Annotated in this window: 20 protein-coding genes; 19 read left to right on the top strand and 1 reads right to left on the bottom strand. The window is 56.8% G+C overall.

Annotated elements, in window-relative coordinates; all coding sequences use genetic code 11:
* Positions 1 to 290 precede the first annotated feature (290 nt).
* From PD282_RS17725 to holA, 18 genes are all read left to right on the top strand, one after another.
* Positions 291 to 767 carry an Lrp/AsnC family transcriptional regulator gene (locus PD282_RS17725; protein WP_274651971.1) on the top strand — a complete coding sequence of 159 codons (477 nt, stop codon included), beginning with the start codon at positions 291 to 293 and terminating at the stop codon, positions 765 to 767.
* A gap of 42 nt (positions 768 to 809) precedes the next feature.
* A complete protein-coding gene (locus PD282_RS17720) occupies positions 810 to 2411 on the top strand; it encodes an ABC transporter substrate-binding protein (RefSeq protein WP_274651970.1) in 1602 nt (533 codons plus the stop codon).
* Between the two features lie 27 nt (positions 2412 to 2438).
* Complete coding sequence (locus tag PD282_RS17715) at positions 2439 to 3395, top strand: ABC transporter permease (protein ID WP_274651969.1); 957 nt, start codon at positions 2439 to 2441, stop codon at positions 3393 to 3395.
* Positions 3392 to 4222: an ABC transporter permease gene (locus tag PD282_RS17710; RefSeq protein ID WP_274651968.1), complete on the top strand. Its 831-nt coding sequence runs from the start codon at positions 3392 to 3394 to the stop codon at positions 4220 to 4222. The genes PD282_RS17715 and PD282_RS17710 overlap by 4 nt, the downstream gene beginning before the upstream one ends.
* Positions 4223 to 4234: 12 nt before the next feature.
* The gene (locus PD282_RS17705) at positions 4235 to 5212 is read left to right on the top strand and encodes an ABC transporter ATP-binding protein (RefSeq protein ID WP_274651967.1); all 978 of its coding nucleotides are present in this window, start codon (positions 4235 to 4237) and stop codon (positions 5210 to 5212) included.
* Positions 5205 to 6203, top strand: coding sequence for an ABC transporter ATP-binding protein (locus tag PD282_RS17700; protein WP_274651966.1), 999 nt, complete (start codon positions 5205 to 5207; stop codon positions 6201 to 6203). The genes PD282_RS17705 and PD282_RS17700 overlap by 8 nt, the downstream gene beginning before the upstream one ends.
* Positions 6204 to 6220: 17 nt before the next feature.
* Positions 6221 to 7828 (top strand): gamma-glutamyltransferase family protein, encoded by a 1608-nt coding sequence (locus PD282_RS17695; RefSeq protein ID WP_420832307.1) that lies wholly within the window; start codon positions 6221 to 6223, stop codon positions 7826 to 7828.
* Positions 7829 to 8184: 356 nt separating this feature from the next.
* Complete coding sequence (locus PD282_RS17690) at positions 8185 to 8652, top strand: VOC family protein (protein WP_274651965.1); 468 nt, start codon at positions 8185 to 8187, stop codon at positions 8650 to 8652.
* Positions 8649 to 10004, top strand: a complete 1356-nt coding sequence (locus tag PD282_RS17685; protein WP_274651964.1) for an ABC transporter substrate-binding protein — start codon at positions 8649 to 8651, stop codon at positions 10002 to 10004. The genes PD282_RS17690 and PD282_RS17685 overlap by 4 nt, the downstream gene beginning before the upstream one ends.
* Before the next feature lie 50 nt (positions 10005 to 10054).
* On the top strand, positions 10055 to 10900 hold the full coding sequence (locus PD282_RS17680; RefSeq protein WP_274651963.1) for a carbohydrate ABC transporter permease: 846 nt from the start codon (positions 10055 to 10057) through the stop codon (positions 10898 to 10900).
* 13 nt (positions 10901 to 10913) lie between these two features.
* Positions 10914 to 11801 carry a carbohydrate ABC transporter permease gene (locus PD282_RS17675; RefSeq protein ID WP_274651962.1) on the top strand — a complete coding sequence of 296 codons (888 nt, stop codon included), beginning with the start codon at positions 10914 to 10916 and terminating at the stop codon, positions 11799 to 11801.
* 36 nt (positions 11802 to 11837) lie between these two features.
* Positions 11838 to 12290: a VOC family protein gene (locus PD282_RS17670; RefSeq protein WP_274651961.1), complete on the top strand. Its 453-nt coding sequence runs from the start codon at positions 11838 to 11840 to the stop codon at positions 12288 to 12290.
* A 141-nt stretch (positions 12291 to 12431) separates the two neighbouring features.
* Positions 12432 to 13133 carry a DUF421 domain-containing protein gene (locus PD282_RS17665; RefSeq protein ID WP_274651960.1) on the top strand — a complete coding sequence of 234 codons (702 nt, stop codon included), beginning with the start codon at positions 12432 to 12434 and terminating at the stop codon, positions 13131 to 13133.
* Complete coding sequence (locus tag PD282_RS17660; protein ID WP_274651959.1) at positions 13130 to 14749, top strand: alkaline phosphatase family protein; 1620 nt, start codon at positions 13130 to 13132, stop codon at positions 14747 to 14749. Before PD282_RS17665 ends, PD282_RS17660 begins: the two co-directional genes overlap by 4 nt.
* 137 nt (positions 14750 to 14886) lie before the next feature.
* Positions 14887 to 15840, top strand: a complete 954-nt coding sequence (locus PD282_RS17655; protein ID WP_274651958.1) for a D-2-hydroxyacid dehydrogenase — start codon at positions 14887 to 14889, stop codon at positions 15838 to 15840.
* Positions 15841 to 16129: 289 nt separating this feature from the next.
* Complete coding sequence (locus PD282_RS17650) at positions 16130 to 16678, top strand: RNA polymerase sigma factor (protein WP_274651957.1); 549 nt, start codon at positions 16130 to 16132, stop codon at positions 16676 to 16678.
* A complete protein-coding gene (locus tag PD282_RS17645) occupies positions 16675 to 17811 on the top strand; it encodes an anti-sigma factor family protein (RefSeq protein ID WP_274651956.1) in 1137 nt (378 codons plus the stop codon). Before PD282_RS17650 ends, PD282_RS17645 begins: the two co-directional genes overlap by 4 nt.
* A gap of 220 nt (positions 17812 to 18031) precedes the next feature.
* Complete coding sequence (holA, locus tag PD282_RS17640; protein ID WP_274651955.1) at positions 18032 to 19057, top strand: DNA polymerase III subunit delta; 1026 nt, start codon at positions 18032 to 18034, stop codon at positions 19055 to 19057.
* A 77-nt stretch (positions 19058 to 19134) separates the two neighbouring features.
* Here the strand turns inward: holA and rpsT are convergent, their stop codons facing one another.
* Positions 19135 to 19407: a 30S ribosomal protein S20 gene (gene rpsT, locus PD282_RS17635; RefSeq protein WP_274651954.1), complete on the bottom strand. Its 273-nt coding sequence runs from the start codon at positions 19405 to 19407 to the stop codon at positions 19135 to 19137.
* A 226-nt stretch (positions 19408 to 19633) separates the two neighbouring features.
* Between rpsT and gpr the strand changes: the two genes are divergently transcribed.
* Entirely contained in the window at positions 19634 to 20638 is a 1005-nt protein-coding gene (gpr, locus tag PD282_RS17630; RefSeq protein ID WP_274651953.1) for a GPR endopeptidase, read from the top strand.
* The last annotated feature ends 96 nt before the right edge of the window (positions 20639 to 20734 follow it).

Here is a 20734-nt window from a genome sequence, read left to right as displayed (position 1 = left end):
AAAGTCCGTACAAACCGGGGCTTTAAACGATATGTTCAAAGCGAAATGTTTTTCAAAAAGTATCTCCATACGTACATCTGACATTCTAGGGTATATTTTTGTCATAAATCGTGAAATCATGGCATGAACCATTCAATATCATCAAAATTCAACTTTTTAATGTAAACTATATTGACATAAAATTCATACCCGCTTAAAATCATAATTAAGGTTGAAATTCGTACTAAAAATTCGATAAAATGACCTTAATCCGTTCCAAATCATTTACTTTAGTACGAAAGAGGTCCAACATGAAGGAATCCGGGACACAAAATCTTAACGCCGATCTGGACGAGCTGGATTATCGGATCGTGCAGTTTCTGCAAGACAATGCGAGGTATCCGTTTACGCAAATCGCCAAACAATTGGGGGTGACCGAACGCACGGTGCGCATGCGCGTGCAGCAGATGCAGCAGGACGGCATCCTGAGCCTGGTGGGGGTCGTCAACCCGATCAAAGCCGGCATCCGGATGCAGACGATCATCCAGATCGCGGTCGCATCGAACAAGCTCGATCACGTGATCGGGGAACTCAACGACACGGACGAGGCTAGGCTGGTCTTGTTAACGTCCGGCGAATATCAATTAATGATCGAGGTGTTTACGCGAGACAACGAAGAGCTTTCGTTATTCATCAGGGACAAGCTGCTTCGCATCGAAGGGATCGTCAAAACGAATGTCATCATGGAACTGAAGGTACTGAAATCCCGCATGAAGTTTATCCGATAGCTTGCTCCTTTTTATATCCTATCGTAAAGCGAGGTTATGTTCATGCGTACAAAAAGGCTCCAAGCGGCTTTGGCCGCGGTAGTCGTCGGCGCGATGTTCACGATGGCGGGCTGCAGCGGAGGCGGTTCCGGCAATACGGGCGCATCCGGTTCATCCTCTGCGGCTTCGGCGCCGTCATCGGCTCCGGCGGAAACAAGCGGCGCGCCGGCGGGCGGCAAAGTGCTCAATATCGGAATTAACGCCGATCCGCCCAGCCTGGATCCCTATGCTTCGTCGGCGCTTGTCGACCGGTATGTTCAAAACAGCATTTTCGATAAATTGTTCGATTTGGACAAGGACGGGAAAATCGTTCCGATGCTTGCCGAGTCTTACGAAATCAGCCCGGACGGCAAAACTTACACGCTGAAGCTAAAGCAGGGCGTCAAGTTTCAGGACGGGACGGATTTCAACGCGGATGCCGTCAAATTTAACCTCGACCGGTACGAAGAAGATAACTCGAGGCGCAAAAACGAGCTGAAATTCGTAGACAGCGTAACCGCAGTCGATGCGAATACCGTTAAAATTCAATTATCGCAGCCTTTCTCCCCGTTTCTTTCCATTCTTACGGACCGCGCCGGCATGATGGCTTCGCCAAGCGCGGTGAAGAAATACGGCGACGACTTCGTCAATCATCCTGTCGGCACCGGCCCGTACGCTTTCGTCGAGCACGTATCGGGAGATCACGTGACGCTGAAGAAAAACGACGCGTATTGGAACGGGGCGCCGAAGCTGGACGAAATCAATTACAAAGTGTTTACCGACGGACCGGCTATGGTCCAAAACCTGCGGTCGGGCCAGATTGACATCGCATCCGATTTGAACGGGGCCATCAAGCTGATTCCGAGCATCAAGGACGATACGGCTAATTTCACGATTATCTCGGAAAGCGGAATGGGCTTCCAGGGCATTCATTTGAACGTGACCAAAGGACCGTTCACGAACAAATATTTGCGCGAAGCCGTCGACCGGGCCATCGACCGGGACGCCTTCGTCAAAGTGCTGTTCGACGGTTACGCCAGCCCGGGCAATTCGCCGTTCTCGCCGGGCAGTCTCGCCTACGGGGACTCCGATAAATATGCGAAGCCGGATCCGGATGCGATCAAGGCGCTGCTTGCCAAAGGAGGGAAACCGAACGGATTTTCATTCAAATTCCAGGTCGGTACGGGAACGGCGGCCCAGCAGTTCGGCGCGGTGCTGCAAAATATGCTCAAGCCCTATAACATCACGGTCGAGCTGGAGCAGGTGGAGTTTGGCCAAATGCTTGAAAACGGGACGAACGGCAATTTCGAGGCGCTGCAGATCGGCTGGTCCGGCCGCCCCGACCCGGATCAAAACTTCTACGATTTCGTCGTGACGAAGGGCTCGCAAAACTATTCGCATTACGCCAATCCGGAGGTCGACAAGCTGGCGACCGAGGCAAGGCAGGAGCAGGACCCGACGAAACGCAAGGCGTATTACAACAAAGCGATGGATATTTTGCACGATGACGTGGAATACAGCTATATTTACCACCAAAACAACATTTTCGGCTTCTCCAAAAAAGTGACCGGCTTTACATACGTCCCGGACGGAATCATCCGCACCGCAGGGCTGGACAAGCAATAACGGAATTCACCGGAGGGAGGCGTTTCGATGGTTTTCTTCATCCGAAGACTGCTGCTGACCATACCCATTCTCTTCTTGGTGTCCGTCATGACGTTCATTTTGATTCATTTGATTCCGGGCGATCCCGCCCGAGTCATCCTGGGGCAGGAAGCGACGCCTGAAGCTTACGCAGCGCTGCGGCATCAGCTGGGCCTGGATCAGCCGCTTATCGTGCAGTATTTTCGCTGGCTCGGCGGCGTGCTGCACGGCAACCTGGGCATGTCCATCACGGACCATGTCCCCGTGTCGGCGCTGATCGCCCAGCGCCTGCCGGTCACGATCGAGCTGACGATCGGGACGTTTCTCGTCGCGGCTCTGATCGCGTTTCCCGCCGGCATATTGGCGGCCGTTCGGAAGCGGACGTGGGTCGATTACACCGGTTCGTTCGCGGCACTAGGCGGAATGAGCATTCCGAGCTTCTGGCTGGCCATCATGGCGATCATCTATTTCTCGGTAAAACATCACTGGCTTCCTTCTTCCGGGTATACGCCTCTGTCACATAGCGTTTCGCAAAACCTGATCGGCATGATTTTGCCGTGCTTCGCAACGGGCGTCCGGGAATCCGCGGTCTTGATGAGGATGCTCCGGTCAAGCTTGATTGACGTCAGCACGATGGATTTTGTGCGGACCGCAAAAGCGAAAGGCTTGGGCGAGGCGCGAATCGTCCTGGGACACGTGCTTCGAAACGCGATGATTCCCGTCGTGACGACGTCCGGACTGCTGGTTGCGGGACTGCTTGGCGGACTCGTCATTACGGAATCCATTTTCTCGATACCGGGGTTCGGCCGGCTGATCGTGGAATCCGTCTTTAAACGGGATTACGTTACCGTGCAGGGCGCCGTTCTGGTCTCGGCCCTGCTCGTCGTGATCGTCAATCTGTGCGTCGACCTGCTGTATGCCGCGATCGATTCCCGTATCAAACTCGGAAAGGCGGGAGAAGCATGAGACCATTCCGGCGATTTTTCCGTTCGGGGCTGGGCGCGCTCGGGGCCTTCATTATTTTGGCGCTGGTGTTAACCGCCGTTTTCGCCCATCAAATCGCCCCGTACGATCCGAATGCACAGGATTATAACCACATTCTCGAGCCGCCGGGCGCCAGCCATTTATTCGGCACGGACGACCTGGGCCGGGACATTTTCTCCCGCGTCATTTACGGCGCGCAAATTTCCATCAAAGCCGCCCTCATTTCCGTCGGCATCGCGATGGCGATCGGCATTCCGATCGGGCTCCGGTCCGGCTATTACGGCGGGTTCTGGGACGAGTGGGTCGTGATGCGCACCGTCGACGCCATGCAGGCCTTTCCTTTTCTCATTCTCGCGCTTGCGCTCGCGGCCGTATTGGGCTCGGGATTCGGCAACGCCATGCTGGCCATCGGCATCGGGTTCGCGCCGGCTTTCGTGCGCATTACCCGCGGTCAGGTGCTGGCGATCCGGAATCTGGATTATATCCAGGCGGCCAAAGCGGTCGGCGTCAAAAACCGGTCGATTCTGTTCAGCCACATTCTTCCCAATGCGATCAATCCGATCATCATTCAAACGACGCTCGCGATGGCATCGGCCATTTTGGCGGAGGCATCGCTGTCTTACCTCGGGCTGGGCGTCAAGCCGCCCGCGCCGTCCTGGGGGAGCATGCTGAATCAGGCTCAAAGCCTGGTGACCGCCGCTCCCTATGCGACATACTTCCCCGGGGCGGCGATCTTCATCGTCGTGCTCGGCTTTAACCTGCTCGGCGACGGACTGCAGCTTTATCTGGATCCGAAGGCCAGGAAATAGGAGGCGACCGGGATGAACGCTTTGCTTGAAATTCGGAATTTGCGGACCGCCTTCAAAACGGACCGCGGTCAAGCGGCCGTCGTGGACGGCGTGGACTTCTCCGTCGAACCCGGCGAAACGCTTGGAATCGTGGGGGAATCGGGGTGCGGAAAAAGCGTAACGAGCCTGACGATCATGGGGCTTCTACCGGAAAACGGGAAGGCGGAAGGACGAATCCGCTTCGACGGCCGGGACCTGCTCGCTTGTTCCGCCAAACAGATGCGGGACATTCGCGGGAACCAAATCGCCATGATTTTTCAGGAACCGATGACCTCGTTGAATCCGCTCCATCCCGTAGGGCGGCAAATCGAAGAATCGATTCGGCTTCACCTTAAATGGCCGAAGGACCGGGCGAAAGCCAGAGTCATCGAGCTGCTGAAAGCGGTGGGGATGCCGCGGGCGGAGGAAATTTGCCGCGAATATCCGCATCAGCTCTCGGGCGGAATGAGGCAGCGGGTCATGATCGCGATGGCCATGGCATGCAATCCGAAGCTTATTATCGCCGATGAACCGACAACGGCGCTCGACGTGACCATCCAGGCGCAAATTCTCGACCTGCTCCGCGAGCTGAAAGAAAAGACGGGAACGTCCGTGATGCTCATCACGCACGATTTGGGCGTCGTGGCGGAAATGTGCGACAGGGTGATCGTCATGTATGCGGGGCAGGTGGTGGAAGAGGCGGATGTGGCCGCGTTGTTCGAGGATCCCAAGCATCCCTACACGATAGGCTTGATGGAGTCGCGGCCCGACATCGGGAAGGACCAGGAATATTTGGATACGATTCCGGGCTCCGTGCCCATGGTTCACCAAATGCCGCATGGATGCCGGTTTGCGCCGCGCTGCAGCAAGGTTATGGAACGATGCTTGGCGGAGCAGCCGCCGCTCCGGGAACAAGGAAACCGCAAGTGCAGATGCTGGCTGTTTACGGAAGGGGACCGGACCGATGAATAACCCGCTTCTGGAAGTGAAAGGCTTAAAAAAATATTTTCCGATCAAAAAAGGGCTGCTGGGCCGCACGGCCGGTTACGTCCGGGCTGTGGACGGCGTCGATCTGCACGTGTCGGAAGGCGAAACGTTGGGCATTGTCGGCGAATCCGGCTGCGGAAAGTCGACGACGGGCAAGAGCATTCTCAGGCTGATCGAACCGACCGGAGGACAGGTTCTTTTCCAGGGCAAAGATTTAGCCAAGCTGTCGGCAGAAGAGATGCGCAAAATGCGCAAAGACGTGCAGTTCATTTTTCAAGACCCGTATGCCTCGCTAAATCCCAAAAAAAAGATCCGGCAAATCTTGACGGAGCCGCTGAACGTGCATGAAATCGGAACGAAAAGCGAGCGGCTCCGGGCGGTCGAAGAGATGATCGAGATCGTCGGCCTGAAGAAGGAATATTTGGACCGTTATCCGCACGATTTCTCCGGCGGGCAGAGACAGCGCATCGGCATTGCGCGGGCGCTCATCGTCAAACCGAAATTGATCATCGCCGACGAAGCCGTCTCAGCGCTGGATGTATCGATTCAAGCTCAAATTTTGAATCTGCTGAAGGATTTAAAAAAAGAATTTCAGTTAACGCTCATTTTCATTTCCCACGATTTGTCCGTCATCAAACATATATGCGACCGGGTGGCCGTCATGTATCTGGGGCGCGTGGTGGAAACCGCGGACAAGCGGAAGCTGTTCAGCAGCCCCGGCCATCCGTATACCAAGGCGCTCCTTTCCGCGCTTCCGGTCGCGAATCCGAAGGCGGTCAGGGAGCGGATCATTTTGCGGGGCGATTTGCCGAGTCCGGCGAACCCGCCGAGCGGGTGCGCGTTCCACCCGAGATGTCCGTCGGCCGTCGATGCGTGCAAATCGGCGGCACCCGCGCCGGCTCGAATCGGTTCCGGCCAGTACGTTTCCTGTCACCTGGTTCAAGAAGAAGCAGCTGCGGCCATAAAAATGGGTTAACCCGGGAGGAATTGATCATGGAGTTTAATCCGTCCGAATATCCGTATGCCTCAAGAAGAAATACCGTATACGCCAAAAACGGCATGGTGGCGACCTCGCAGCCGCTTGCCGCCCAAGCCGGGCTGGATATGCTCAAAAAAGGCGGAAACGCGATCGATGCCGCCATCGCCGCCGCCGCATGCCTCACGGTTGTCGAACCGACATCCAACGGCATCGGCGGCGACGCTTTCGCTTTGGTGTGGGTTAAGGACCAGCTGCACGGGCTGAACGCCAGCGGTCCTTCGCCCCGCTCGATTTCGATCGAGGCGGTGAAGCGGGCCGGCTATACGGAAATGCCGGTCTACGGGTTCATTCCCGTTACGGTTCCCGGCGCGCCGGCTGCATGGAAGGCGTTATCCGAACGATTCGGGAAGCTGCCTTTGACGGAAACACTGCGGCCGGCGATCGAATACGCCCGTCAAGGATATCCGTTAACGCCGACGCTCGGCTATTACTGGGCGTCCGCCGTCAGGCATTTACAAGCGAAAACGGCCGGCGACCCCTTTTCAAGCTGGTTCGAGACGTTTGCGCCGGAAGGAAGAGCGCCCCGGATTGGGGAGGTATGGCGGTCGCCGGGCCATGCGAGCACGCTGCAGTCGATTGCCGAGAGCGGCGCCGAATCGTTCTACCGCGGAGAGCTGGCCGAGAAAATCGACCGCTTTTCCAAGCAGTACGGGGGGTTCATCTCTGCCGCGGATCTCGCGGAATATGAGCCCGAGTGGGTGACGCCGGTGAGCGTCAATTACAGGGGCTTCGACGTGTGGGAAATTCCGCCGAACGGCCAGGGCATGGTGGCTTTGATGGCGCTCAACCTTTTGAAGGGCTTCGATTTCGCCGGGCAGGGCGACGCGGAAACGGTTCACAACCAAATCGAAGCAATGAAGCTGGCCTTCGCCGACGGACTGCATTATATTACGCAGCAAGACAAGATGACGGCGTCCGTCGAAGCGCTGCTGTCGGAGGACTATACCCTGAAGCGAAGGGCACTGATGACCGGCCGGGCAGGGTCGCCTGCGGCGGGCGAACCGCCGAAGGGCGGGACGGTTTATCTTTCCGCCGCTGACGGCGAAGGAAACATGATCTCCTACATTCAAAGCAACTACATGGGGTTCGGGTCCGGGCTTGTCGTTCCCGGCACCGGAATCGCGCTGCAAAACCGGGGGCATACGTTCTCGCTGGATCCGGGTCACAGCAACCGGCTTGAACCGGGCAAAAAAACGTACCATACCATCATCCCCGGGTTCCTGTCCAAAGACGGAAAGGCGGTCGGCCCTTTTGGCGTCATGGGCGGGTTTATGCAGCCGCAGGGCCACGTGCAGGTCGTGATGAACATGATCGATTTTCGGCTTAATCCGCAGGCGGCATTGGATGCGCCAAGGTGGCAGTGGATCAAGGACAAGACGGTCCATGTCGAAGCTTCTTTTCCGGAGCCTGTCGTCGAGGCGCTGAAGGAGAAAGGGCATCATATCGAGCGGATAACGGGGTCGGGCACCTTCGGCAGAGGCCAGATCATTTTGCGCGACGAACACGGCGTTCTGGCAGGCGGAACGGAGCCGCGTACGGACGGGTGCATCGCAGCATGGTAATAATGAGCTGATTCGTTCCGATTCGGCGGAAATGATTTTCCACGACGTATTCATGTCACTCGATTGAACGGAGGCATCGTCCCCCGTGCAAACGAAATGCTCTCCCTCCAGGCCGTCGGCCCGGAACGGCGATACGCCGTATTCCGGCCGGCGGTCTTTTTTTTGCGCGCTTTGGAAACGGTCCCATAACAAAAAATGTCCATCATTTAAGCAAAGCATGGCGAGAAAACATTCTCAGTTATGATTATAGTATGAGTTGAAGACGAAAAAGGAGGAGAAATAAATGGAATAGATTATTAAAAATTCTAGAAATCTGTCCTAATACTATTTTAAGGATGAAAAAGGGGGCGGGAATATTGGGGATTTTGAAAAAAGAAGCCATTTGTCAGATTGCTTTGGTTGTAAAAGACATTGAACAGGCGGCACGCCATTACGCCGAGCTGTTCGGCGTCGACGTTCCGCGCATCTTTCAAATTCCTCCGCACGAAGAAGCGAACACGCAGTACCGCGGCCGGCCGACCTCTACTCGGGCCAAGCTGGCCGTAATCGATCTCGGTCCGCTTGTGCTTGAGCTGACGGAGCCTGACGACGAGCCGAGCTCGTGGAAGGAATTTTTGGAAACTAACGGAGAAGGCGTGCATCATATCGGGTTTATGACGGACGACCGCGAGAAGACGATCGGTTATTTTGCGCAAAAGGGCATTCCGGTACGCCATTACGGCGAATATCCGGGCGGCAGCTACACGTTCGTGGACAGCGGCGAGCAGCTGGGCGTCATTCTCAATATTAAACACGAGCCTAAACAAGGGGGAGATCCACAATGAGAAAAACGGTATCGGTCCTGACGGCGGTTGTGTTGACGACGGGCCTGGTTGCGGGCTGCTCGAGCGGCGGCGGGGGCGGCAGCACGGGCTCCGGCACGGATACCGGCTCGACCGGCGGATCGGGCGATTCGAAGGCGGGCCGTACGCTGACCTACTGGTCCCCGTTCAGCGGCGATTCGCAGAAGTGGGATCAAGGCCGGATCGAAGCGTTTACGAAGAAAACGGGCATTAAAGTCGACGTGCAGTTTATCGCGCCCGACGGCGGCCTCTCGAACGGCAAGCTGCTGGCGGCTATATCCGGCGGCACCGTGCCCGACCTGGTGGAAACGAGCTCGCCTTCGCGAGGCTACAATTTTGCAACGGAAGACTCGTTGATGCCTTGGGACCCATATCTGGCCGACATCGGCTTCGACAGCGGCAGCCAGGCGCTTCCGGGCTTCAAGGATCTCATGAAATACGATGACAAAACGTACCTGCTGCCGCAGGACTCGAACGTACTGCTGCTGTACTACAACGTGGATATGTTCAAGGAAGCGGGACTCGATCCGGATAAACCGCCGAAAACGATCGAAGAGCTGGACCAATACGCCGAGAAGCTGACGAAGGTCGACAACGGCAAAATCGAACGCCTCGGATTTGTCCCGTGGGTCGACAGCGGTGCGGATCCGTTCACGTGGCTGTGGATGTTCGGGTCCAAAATTTACGATCCGGCGACCAAGAAGCTGGAGCTGACCGACGACAAGAGCGTCAACGTCTTCAAATGGATGAACAGCTACGCGCAGAAATACGATCCGGCAAAATTGAAATCGTTTACGTCCGGCTTCGGCGGCATGTTCTCCCCGGACCACCCGTTCATGACCGGCAAAATCGCCATGACCGTGACGGGAAACTGGTTTACGAACGCGCTGAAAATTTACGCGCCGAAGGTGAATTACAAGGTCGCGAAAATTCCGGTGCCGGCCGGCGGACGGGAAGGCGGCTCGCCGCTGTACTCCAACGTCTTCATGATCCCGAAAGGGGCCAAAAATCCCGATCTGGCGGCCGAATTCGTCAAATTCGCGCTGACGCCGGAGGTCAATATGGACAACTTCGCGCAGTGGCGGTCGATCCCGATCACCGACGACAAGTTTGACGAGGTGACCTGGACGAAAGAAGGCGACCCGATTTACAAAATCGAACGCGAAGAAGCGAAATCCGAAAATTCCGGGCATCCGGGCCTGTCGCCGGTATCCTCAGAGCTGTCCGACGCGATTACGCAGCTGATGGACAACGTCATTTACAACAATAAGGATCCGAAGCCGCTGCTGCAGGCGCTGCAGGATAAACTTCAAGCGGAAATAGATAAAGGGTAACAGGCTCTTCCGCACGCCCTGAAATTAACGGAAGTGCCAAGGAGGGCTGTATGCGACTTCAAACGGGAACCTTCATGAAAGGAATCGAAACGTTCGTTCTATATGTTGTGCTGCTTGCGCTTGCGGCCTGTTTTATCGTTCCGTTCTTTTGGCTGCTGTCGGAGTCGCTGAAATCCCCGTCGGAGCTTTTCGAGGTTCCGACGAGGTGGTGGCCGAAGACGATCATGTGGTCGAACTATGCGGACATGTTCAACTCGTTTCCATTTTTTCTTTATCTGAAAAACACGATCATCATCCTGATCCCGAATATCGTCGGCGCAGTTATATCCAACACGCTGATCGCCTACGGATTCGCCCGGCTGGACTGGAAATACCGGGACAACGTGTTCATGATCGTGCTGATTACGATGATTTTGCCGTACCAGGTGACGATGATTCCGCTGTTCATCATGTTCCACCATCTGCATTGGATCGGAACGTTTCTGCCCCTCATCGTCCCGAGCTTTTTCGGCAACCCGTTCTTTATTTTTCTGCTTCGCCAGTTTTTGCTCGGGATTCCGAAGGAGCTTTCTTACTCGGCGAAGATCGACGGCGCGAACGAATTTCAAATTTACGCCCGCATCATCATGCCGCTGGCGAAGCCGGTCATCTCGACCGTCGTCATCTTCGCCTTCCTGGGCACCTGGAACGATTTCATCGGACCGCTGATTTTCCTGAGCGACAACAAGCTGTATACGCTGTCCCTCGGCGCCCAGTCCATTATGGGGACGTACGATCCGAAGTGGAATATTTTGATGGCGCTGGGGGTTACCATGACCGTGCCGGTACTCGTAATCTTCTTCCTGCTGCAAAAATATTTCATCCAGGGCGTCGCCATGTCCGGGATCAAGGGCTAGGGAGGGCTGGCTAATGAACAAAAAAATGAACATCGCGCGAAGGGATTTTCGCAACGCCATGCTCTTCATCTCGCTGTGGATCATCGGCGTGATCGCCTTCAAGCTGTACCCGATCGTCATCTCGTTCTATTATTCGCTGACCGATTATTCCGTCGTCAAAAAATCGGAGTTCATCGGCTTCGGCAATTACAACGCGCTTTTTCACGACCCGTTGTTCTACAAATCGCTGTCGAACACGTTTTACATGATTTGTCTCGGTACCGTCTGCTCGACGGCGGCAGCAATCGCCATCGCGGTGCTGCTGAACAACAAGGGAATCAAAGGGCTTTCCTTTCTGCGGGTCGTGTTTTTTATTCCGACGCTCGTTCCGGTCGTCATCGCGAGCATCCTGTGGATTTGGCTGCTGCAGCCGGACAACGGCATCATTAACGAAGTGCTCGGATTTTTCGGTTTAACCGGACCGGTCTGGCTGGCCAGCCCGCTTTGGGCGAAGCCCGCCTTCATCCTGATGATGGTATGGAGCTCGGGAACGGCCATCATCATTTACTTGGCGGGACTGCAGGAAATTCCCGATTCGCTTTACGAATCCGCATCGATCGATGGAGCCGGCTTTTTCCGGAAAGTGTTCTCGATCACGCTTCCGCTGCTGTCGCCGGTTATTCTGTTCAACGTCGTGACATCCGTCATCGGCATTTTTCAATGGTTTGCGGAACCGCTTATTATGACGAACGGCGGGCCGGACAATTCGACGCTGTTCTATTCGCTCAACCTGTACCGTTCCGCGTTCCAGTATTTCAAGATGGGGTATGCGTCCGCGATGGCCTGGATTCTGCTCGTTATCGCCATGATCATCATCCTCATTCTGTTCAGGCTCAACAAACGCTTCGGCTATTCGGAATAAACCATGCATTCAATCGCAGAAGGGAATGGTACCCACATGGACCGCAAACCGCTTGAAACGAACACGGTTACGCAAATCGGCATTTTGGTGCACGACATTGAAAAAACGGCGAAAGCCTATTCGGAATTTCTGGGCATCGAGCCCCGTTTCGTCACGACCGGCACGTACGAGGAAGCCGAGACGGAATATATGGGCAGCCCGTCCAAAGCCAGATGCCGGCTCGCTTTCTTTACGGTCGGCCCGTCCCTGGAGCTTGAACTGCTTCAGCCGGATCACGAGCCGAGCACCTGGCGGCACGATCTCGACAAATACGGCGAAGGCGTCCATCACATCGCGTTCGTCGTCAACGGCATGAAGGAAAAAACGATGCTGCTGCAGCGAAACAACATTCCTTTGCTGCAAAAAGGCGAATATCCCGGCGGACGCTACGCTTATTTCGACGGGACCGAGCAGTTGAAGGTCGTCCTCGAGCTGCTGGAGAACGACTGAACGTAAGCCGGGCGGAACAGCCGCCGGCCGCGAAAATTCGCGGCCGGCGGCTGTTATTTTTTTCACCCCCCGGCGGATAATTGGAAGCGCCTGCGCCCAGAATAAAGCATGCCGCAACTATTCGCTTTTGGAGGTGGGCTTATGGAAACGATCTGGATTACGACGCTGCGAACGCTGACGGGCTTTTTCGTCCTGCTGATTCTTACACGCATCTTGGGAAAAAAACAATTAAGCCAAATGACGTTTTTTACATATATAACGGGAATCGCGCTTGGCAATATTGCCGGCGATATGGTCGTCCACCGGGACATTAAAATCATCGACGGCGTCGCCGGGCTGACGCTGTGGGCGCTGCTGACGATGACCATCGAATATGTCAACCTGAAATCGCCGAAGGTCCGGGTGCTGCTCGACGGCGAGCCGACCATCGTCATTAAAGACGGAAAGATCGTCAAGAAAGCGATGGCTTCGAACAAGCTGAACATGGATGACCTCTCCATGCTGCTCCGGGATAAAGACGTGTTTTCCGTGAAGCAGGTTGATTATGCGATTCTGGAGCCGAACGGAAAGCTCAGCGTGCTGAAGAAGCAGGAGGAGGAAACGGTCACCAAAAAGGATTTGAGCGTCCCGATGTCCCGCCGCTTATATTTGCCGACCGAGCTGATCGTCGACGGGAAAATCGTAGCCAAAAGCCTCAAGGAGCTGAATATCGACCGCGCCTGGCTCGAGCAGCAGATCAAATCCGGCGGCGCAAGCTCGGTGAAGGACGTCTTTTTTGCCGAATTACAGTTTGACGGAAGCGTGTTTGTCGATTTCAAAACGGACGGGCAGGGACTCGCATGAGGAAAAAGCTGACCGTTTCGCTGCTGCTGCTTCTGACATGCGCGGTCGGTTTCGGCTGCCAAAAGCCGGCGGGCGAAATGAAGGAGCAGGATTTGCAAAGGGTGCGTTCTCTTCAAGGAGGACAAACGAAAAAGGTTATCATGATTCTGGTCGATTCCCTTATGCCGAAGACGATCGATACCGGCATCCGGCAGAAGCGCCTGCCGACATTTCAGTATTTGACCGAGCACGGCCAGTATTACCGGAATATGGTCAGCTCGTTTCCCACGATGTCCGTCACGATCGACAGTTCGCTGCAGACCGGCGAATATCCGGACAAGCACCGCGTTCCCGGCCTGACCTGGTATTCGGCCGCCGAACGGCGTGTGATCAACTACGGCACGGGACCGATGGAGGTGCTGAGACAGGGGCCGGGAACGGTGCTCGAGGACGCCTTGATCAGCCTGAACGGCAAACACTTGAGCCGCCATACCCCGACCGTCTATGAAGAGCTCGCCCGGCGGGGGCTGACGTCCGGTTCGGTCAACGGCCTCATTTACCGGGGGGCGAGCGGTCATGAGCTGATTTTGCCGGCCTGGCTCCACGCGCCTTCGCACCTGCCGTCGCGCATACCGGTGAAGGGCCCGGATTTGCTGGCATTAGGTTCGCTGGCCAATCCGCTCGCGGAGCGGATCGATTTGCCGGACGGGGCAGCCGACCGGTTTGGACTGAACAACCGGTTTTCGGCCGAGACGGCGGCATATTTGATCCGGGCCGGCAAGCTGCCCGATTATCTGTTCGTCTATTTGCCCGATCTCGATCAAGAGCTTCATCGAAAAGGGCCGGGAGCGATGGAGGAGGTCGAGCGGGTGGACGGCCAGCTTGCGACGGTGCTGCAGGCTTTCGGATCGCGGGAGGAAGCGCTGCGCAAGGCGATCATTATCGTGGCGGGCGACAGCGGTATGACGCCGATCATGAGGGCGGAGAAGAAGCCGACTGTGGAGCTCGGCGCCATATTTAAAGACGACCGGCTGCTGCGGCCAGGCGAACCCGTATCGGCCCGGACGGGCTTAATCGCAGCCGTCAACGAAACAATGGCGTACGTCTATCGCATGAACACGGACAAAACGCTTCGGGCGCTGGCCGGAGAGCTTGCTGCGGATTCGCGGATCGATCTGGCGGCCTGGAAGGAACGGGGCTGGATATACGTGCTGCAGGGGAAGACGAAGAAGGAGCTGCGTTTCAAGCCGGGCGGGAAACTGGCCGACCCCTATGGGCAGAAGTGGACGGCCGAACGCAGCCTGGACGTGCTGGACGTGAAGGCCGATTCCCGGACGGGGCGGATCGCTTATGACCGTTACCCGGACGGCTTCAGGCGGTTATCCGCAGCGCTCAGCTCGCACGATGGCGATTATTTAATTGTAACCGCAAAACCAGGCTATGAGCTCGCAGACCGAAGCTCGCCGAAGCATAATGGAGGCGGCGGACACGGGGCGCTCGGCCGGGAGGAGACGCTCGTCCCGCTCCTCATTGCAGGCACCCGGCAAAAGCCGGAGCATCTCCGGATGATCGATATAAAGCCGTTCGTGCTGCGGCTGCTGACCGAGCGGCAGGATCAACATCCGGACGGAAAATAACCGGTGGAATCCGGCGCCGGATTCCGGCGGAAGTATGGACGGTTCCCTTTGGCATCTGCTAAAATAAGATTATATTATAGCGTCTAGTTTTATAATATAAAACTAATGCGATGCCAAATTGGAGAGGTGAACGAGCAATGGGGAAAATCGTCATCGTTCCGGAGCTGGAAGCGCGTCATTTGGCCCGAATCCGGGATGCCGCGCCCGGCTGGGAGCTGATCGCCGGCAAAAGTGCGCCCGGATTTATGGAGCATGCGAAGGAAGCGGAAATTATCGGCGGCTGGAATCGCGACGTGCGGGAAGCGGTTCTTCGCCCGGGCACGGCCTTGAAATGGGTGCAGAACTGGAGCGCCGGCGTCGACAGCCTGCCGCTCGACCGCTTCAAGGAGCTGGGGATTGCCCTGACAAGCGCAAGCGGCGTGCACCCGTATCCGATTTCGGAAACGATTTTCGCCATGATCCTCGGCTTTGCCCGGCAAATTCACGTTGCGGTCCGTCACCAGACGGTCCGCCGCTGGGGGCAGTACGGCGCGATGGCCGAAATTCACGGCAGGACGATCGGCATCCTCGGCGCCGGCGCCATCGGCGTGGAGACGGCGAAAGTGGCGAAAGCGTTCGGCATGCGGGTGATCGGGGTCCGGCGTTCCGGCGAGCCTGCGGAGTGGATTGACGAAATGTACGGCATGGACGGATTGAACGAGCTGCTTGGCCGCAGCGATTATATCGTCAACTGCCTCCCGCATACGCCCGAGACGTTTCACCTGATCGGAGAGGAGCAATTTGCCGCCATGAAGGACGGCGCGTTCTACGTGAATATCGGGCGGGGCAAAACGACCGATTCGGATGCCCTGCTCGCCGCTTTGCGAAGCGGGAAACTCGCGGGGGCCGGTCTTGACGTGTTCGAGCAGGAGCCGCTTCCCGCGGAGCATCCTTTTTGGGCGATGGAGAACATCATTCTCACCCCGCACAACGCGGGCAGTACGACGGCTTATTCGGACCGCGTCATCGATATTTTCGCGGACAATCTGAAAGCCTACCTGCAGCACGGAGCGCCGGCGGTTAACGTTGTGCAAATCGATATCGGATACTGAACGCGATTGAAGGAGAAGGGGCCCGCGAGGGCTCCTTTTTTATATGTACCTTTATTTTCCGAAAATTGTGATATCCAATCGGGTTATTTACGGGAGGGCGATTCGGCTGGTAATTGCCGCCTGAGCGGCGGCCGTCGCTATACGGGGTACCGATTTTCTGCTATCCTTTAATGTAGGGTTTTACGGGGTTCATCGCTAAATCTAAAATTTTTTTAAAGACATTTTAAACGAAGCTGCAACATATTCCTGCGCCTTTCCGTCAGAAAGGTTGCAAGAGAGGGGGATCCCCGTGGTAGAGCCCGGCCTGATCAAAGCGGCGCAAGCCGGCGATGGCGACGCTCTGATTTCTCTATTGCGCGAGATTGAACATCACGTATACCGGACAGCCTACTATATATTAAACAATGAGCAGGATGCCATGGACGCCGCTCAGGAGGCGCTGATCCGGATCTATACGAAAATCGGTTCTTATGAAGAAAAAGCCCAGTTTAAAACGTGGGTGCAGCGGATCGTGACGAACATCTGCATCGATAAATTCAGAAGAACCAAACCGACCGTATCGATCGACGAACACGAAATGGTGTTTCAGGACAACCATTCGGTCGAGCAAGAGGTCATGTCCGCATATGCGGTTCAGGATATTCGAAATGCGATCGACAAGCTGCCCGAGCATCACCGCGCTGTCGTGGTGCTGCGGTACTTGCAGGACTTTTCGTACAACGAAATCGCCGATTCGCTCGATCTTCCGCTTAATACGGTAAAATCTTATTTATTTCGGGCCAGACAGCAACTGCAATCGTACCTTCATGATTATCAGAAAGGCGGTGTCCGAGGATGAATTGTCAAGAGGTGATGGACTATATGCAGCGGCAGCTTGACGGCGATCTTGACGATCTTGAGACCGAGGTCTTGATGACTCATACGCGGCATTGCCCCGAATGCAGGAGGGTGTTCGAACGTCTGCAGCTGCTTAATGCCGGACTGGAAAATTTGCCGAAGGTGACGCCGAGCTACAGCCTCGTCGATGCGATTTTGCCGCGCCTCGCCGAGCTTCAGGCGGAGGGCGCGGGAAGCGGCCTGCCGGCACGGACGGAAACCGGCGAGGAGCCTCCGGCCGCAAGGGCGGGCCGCGCCGGCAAGCCGGCGCGCCGCTTGGTCAGCCGGACGACGCTCGGCGCCGCCCTCGGAGTCGCCGCGGCAGGCATTGCCGCGGCTCTGCTGATCGTCAATTATTCCGGCGGCACGCTGCGGCAGGAGTTAAGCGGGATGACCTCGACCGCCGATAAAGCGGCGTCCGATGCGGGCGCGGCTACAGGCGGAGCGGAGCTGCGGTCAGCCGATCAGAAACCTATTCTGGACGATCAAGCAGCTGCGACGAAACAGCTCGAGAAGAATTCGGATAACACTGCGAATCCGGACGGCACGGCTTCAACGAAGCGGGGTTCCGATACGCAGCGTTCGGGCGGCGGCGACGCCGCAGATTCCGGTACGGGAGACGGCGGCGCGGACACCGAACGGCATTTCGGACCGGAAGGCAATTCCGGCGCGCCCTCCTTTTCGCCCAACTATTCGACATCGGGCTCGGGCGGGCAGCAGTCTGCGTCTCCCGACGGCTCCGCTGCTGACGGACCGGGAATAACGAACGGGCCGAATAAGCCGGCGGCTCCGCCGGATGATAGCGCGCCGAAGGACGGGCAAATTTTCAGCGCCGCACGGATTACCCGGCAATGGGATTCACCTGGCGGCCGGTATAAGGCGGCTTTCGACGATTCGTCGTCGGTGCTCGGCATCGCCGACAATGAAGCGAACCAAATCACATATCAAAGTGAAGCTTTCAAAGGCGGCGTTACTGCGGTAAAATGGTCGGAGGACGGCAGGACGCTTACGTTCGAGACCAAGGACGAAAACGGGAAGACCGTCGTCCATACGGTGGACGCGGCGAACGGCACGGAAACGACGCAAATCAAATAATTCGCGGGCAGGTTTGCACACTTTCCGTGACAGCTGCGTATGGTATAGAAAACGCACGCGTCATGGACGGTGCCTCGGGCATCGTATGACCATCCCTGCAGCGGTACCATGGGCCGCCTGCGACGGATGTTTATATAGATGTTCAGGGACAAAGGGATGAAGCCTTCCGCTTCATCCCTTTGTTGCTCTTCTGCAGCTCGAACGAAAGCGAGGACAAGCGATGGACGCGAAAGCGGCGGCAAGGGAATGGAAGAACGGGCAATTTCGGCCGGTATACGTGCTGTATGGCAAAGACCGTTACCGGATGCGGCAGTTTGTGGCCGCCTTGACCGAAGCGCTGCTGCCGGAGGAGGAGCGCGAGCTCGGCGTAGTCAAATTCGATACGTCCGAGATGCCGGTCGACGAAGCGGTTGCCGAAGCGGAGACGCTGCCTTTCTTCGCCAGCCGCAAGCTGGTGGTCGTCCGCGATCAATCGGTACTGGCTGCGGCGCAGGGCCGGGAAGGCGGGAAAATCGAACACCGGACGGAGCGGCTGATCGCGTATGTGCAGGAGCCGTGCGAAAGCAGCGTCGTCGTCTTTCTCGTGATGGCCGACAAGCTCGACGAGCGCCGCAAGGCGGTCAAGCTGCTGAAGGAAAAGGATGCGCTGCTGCCGTTTCAGGAGCTGACGGAAAACGAGCTGCTGCAGTGGACCGTGCGCAGGGCGGAGGAGCAGGGACGGTCGATGAGCCGGGAAGCCGCTGAACTGCTGCTCGCCCGCACCGGCGCGAGCCTGCAGCAGCTGGCGAACGAGGTGGACAAGCTGTGCCTGTATGCGGGAGAAGGCGGCGCGGTCGGCGCGGATTCGGTCGAGGCGCTGACCGCCTCGACGGTCGAAGAGGATGTTTTCGCCCTCATCGATGCGATGGCTTCGCTGCAGGCGGACCGGGCGCTCCGGCTGTACGGCGAGCTGCTGCTGCGGCGGGAGGAGCCGATCCGCATCGCGGCGCTGATCGCCCGCCAGCTGCGGATCATGCTGCAGGTCAAAGAGCTTGAGCAGCACCGGTATTCGCCGCAGCAGATGGCGGGGCAGCTCGGCCTGCACCCGTACGCCGTGAAGCTGGCTGCCGAGAAGGCCCGCAAGTTTACGACCGCCGCGCTGGGCGCGCACCTGAACCGGCTCGCGGAACTCGACTATCAAATGAAGACCGGCCAAATCGACAAAACGCTCGGCCTCGAGCTGTTTCTGTTGTCGATGGCCGCCTGAAGGACATCCGTTAAAAGGCGCAAAAAAAGTCCTGCTCCTCCGCTTCGCCGCGGACCGGGCAGGACTTTTTATTCGAATCAGGCTTGCGCCGAAAGAGCGTTCAGCTTTTTCGCCAGACGAGATTTTTTGCGGGCAGCCGCATTTTTATGGATCAGGCCTTTGGTAACCGCCTTGTCCAGCTTTTTCGTCGCGGCTTGCAGGGCGGCTTTGGCAGCATCGACGTCTGTTGCGACAACAGCTTGGTCGGCGGCTTTCACGGCCGTGCGGAGCGCGGATTTTTGCGAAGCGTTCAAAGCGCGGCGTTTTTCGCTCGTTTTGACGCGTTTCACAGCGGATTTAATGTTTGGCATAGCATTTCACCTCCCGTAGCAAGAGAAACCCCTTAGTTAAAACACAACTTGAAACATTCTACCATGGGCATTTCCAAAAAGCAATAGCCGTCACCGGCTCAGATGCCCGCCGGCAGCGGCAGAAGCGGCTTGCGGCAAACGGCGGACGGCGCTCCGTTCGCCCGCATAATTCACTTTCCATGTTCGCAAACTAAAGCCAAACCGATGGAAGGAGCGCCCGAACATCATGGAAGAGCTTGATTTGTCGCGATTCAATGCCGGCATCGACTTGGCGCTGGAGGCTAAAGAACTGGCGGAATCCGGGGGCCAGGGCCCGATTCCGGGCGTCCGTTCCGGCACCGAGGAAGAAGACGGCATTACGATTACGCGTCTCGATATATTGGACGAACAGGGCTCGCGCGCACTCGGCAAAATGATCGGCCATTACGTGACCTTCGAGGTACCCGATCTGCGCAAGCAGGATACCGGCCTTCAGGACCGGCTCGCCACCAGATTCGCCCAGGAATTCGCTTCGTTTCTGGAACGCATCGGGGTTGACAAGAACGCGAATATTTTGATCGTCGGACTGGGCAACTGGAACGTGACGCCCGACGCCCTAGGCCCACTCGTCGTCGAGAATGCGCTGGTCACGCGGCATTTCTTCGAATTGATGCCCGATCAGGTCGCACCCGGATACCGCTGCGTCAGCGCCGTTGCTCCGGGCGTGCTCGGCATCACCGGCATCGAATCGAGCGAGATCGTGCAGGGTATCGTGGACCGGTCGAAGCCCGACCTCGTCATCGCCATCGACGCGCTTGCCTCCAAGGCGCTCGAGCGGGTCAATACGACGATCCAAATCGCCGATACCGGAATTCATCCGGGCTCGGGCATCGGGAACAAGCGGAAAGGGCTGACGAAGGACATCCTCGGCATCCCGGTCGTCGCCATTGGAGTTCCGACGGTCGTCTATGCCTCAACGATCGTCAATAATACGATCGAGCTGATGAAGAAGCATATCCAGGCCCAGAACGGCAATACCGACCATATATTCGGCCTGATCAATCAAATGCCGGAGAACGAACGGCTGCAGCTCGTCCGCGAAGCGCTCGGGCCGCTCGGCTACGACCTGCTCGTCACCCCGAAAGAAATCGACCAGTTTATCGAAGACATCGCGAACATCGTGGCAAGCGGACTGAATGCCGCGCTCCATGAAGCGGTGGACAAATCGAACGTAGCCGCCTACACGCATTAATCCGCCGTTCATGAAAAGAGGCTTCCCGCGGGAAGTCTCTTTTTCTATGAAAGCCGCTTTCTATGAAACTTTCGGTTCTATGGATTCCGATCCTCT

The organism is Paenibacillus humicola (assembly GCF_028826105.1).
Lineage (GTDB): Bacteria > Bacillota > Bacilli > Paenibacillales > Paenibacillaceae > Paenibacillus_Z > Paenibacillus_Z humicola.
This window is presented reverse-complemented; position numbering and strand designations above follow the sequence as displayed.

Bases quoted from the DNA above. Each gene is read 5' to 3' on its own strand.
- PD282_RS17725 (WP_274651971.1), top strand. From the start codon at position 291: ATGAAGGAATCCGGGACACAAAATCTTAACGCCGATCTGGACGAGCTG.
- PD282_RS17720 (WP_274651970.1), top strand. From the start codon at position 810: ATGCGTACAAAAAGGCTCCAAGCGGCTTTGGCCGCGGTAGTCGTCGGC.
- PD282_RS17715 (WP_274651969.1), top strand. From the start codon at position 2,439: ATGGTTTTCTTCATCCGAAGACTGCTGCTGACCATACCCATTCTCTTC.
- PD282_RS17710 (WP_274651968.1), top strand. From the start codon at position 3,392: ATGAGACCATTCCGGCGATTTTTCCGTTCGGGGCTGGGCGCGCTCGGG.
- PD282_RS17705 (WP_274651967.1), top strand. From the start codon at position 4,235: ATGAACGCTTTGCTTGAAATTCGGAATTTGCGGACCGCCTTCAAAACG.
- PD282_RS17700 (WP_274651966.1), top strand. From the start codon at position 5,205: ATGAATAACCCGCTTCTGGAAGTGAAAGGCTTAAAAAAATATTTTCCG.
- PD282_RS17695 (WP_420832307.1), top strand. From the start codon at position 6,221: ATGGAGTTTAATCCGTCCGAATATCCGTATGCCTCAAGAAGAAATACC.
- PD282_RS17685 (WP_274651964.1), top strand. From the start codon at position 8,649: ATGAGAAAAACGGTATCGGTCCTGACGGCGGTTGTGTTGACGACGGGC.
- PD282_RS17680 (WP_274651963.1), top strand. From the start codon at position 10,055: ATGCGACTTCAAACGGGAACCTTCATGAAAGGAATCGAAACGTTCGTT.
- PD282_RS17675 (WP_274651962.1), top strand. From the start codon at position 10,914: ATGAACAAAAAAATGAACATCGCGCGAAGGGATTTTCGCAACGCCATG.
- PD282_RS17670 (WP_274651961.1), top strand. From the start codon at position 11,838: ATGGACCGCAAACCGCTTGAAACGAACACGGTTACGCAAATCGGCATT.
- PD282_RS17665 (WP_274651960.1), top strand. From the start codon at position 12,432: ATGGAAACGATCTGGATTACGACGCTGCGAACGCTGACGGGCTTTTTC.
- PD282_RS17660 (WP_274651959.1), top strand. From the start codon at position 13,130: ATGAGGAAAAAGCTGACCGTTTCGCTGCTGCTGCTTCTGACATGCGCG.
- PD282_RS17655 (WP_274651958.1), top strand. From the start codon at position 14,887: ATGGGGAAAATCGTCATCGTTCCGGAGCTGGAAGCGCGTCATTTGGCC.
- PD282_RS17645 (WP_274651956.1), top strand. From the start codon at position 16,675: ATGAATTGTCAAGAGGTGATGGACTATATGCAGCGGCAGCTTGACGGC.
- holA (WP_274651955.1), top strand. From the start codon at position 18,032: ATGGACGCGAAAGCGGCGGCAAGGGAATGGAAGAACGGGCAATTTCGG.
- rpsT (WP_274651954.1), bottom strand. From the start codon at position 19,407: ATGCCAAACATTAAATCCGCTGTGAAACGCGTCAAAACGAGCGAAAAA.
- gpr (WP_274651953.1), top strand. From the start codon at position 19,634: ATGGAAGAGCTTGATTTGTCGCGATTCAATGCCGGCATCGACTTGGCG.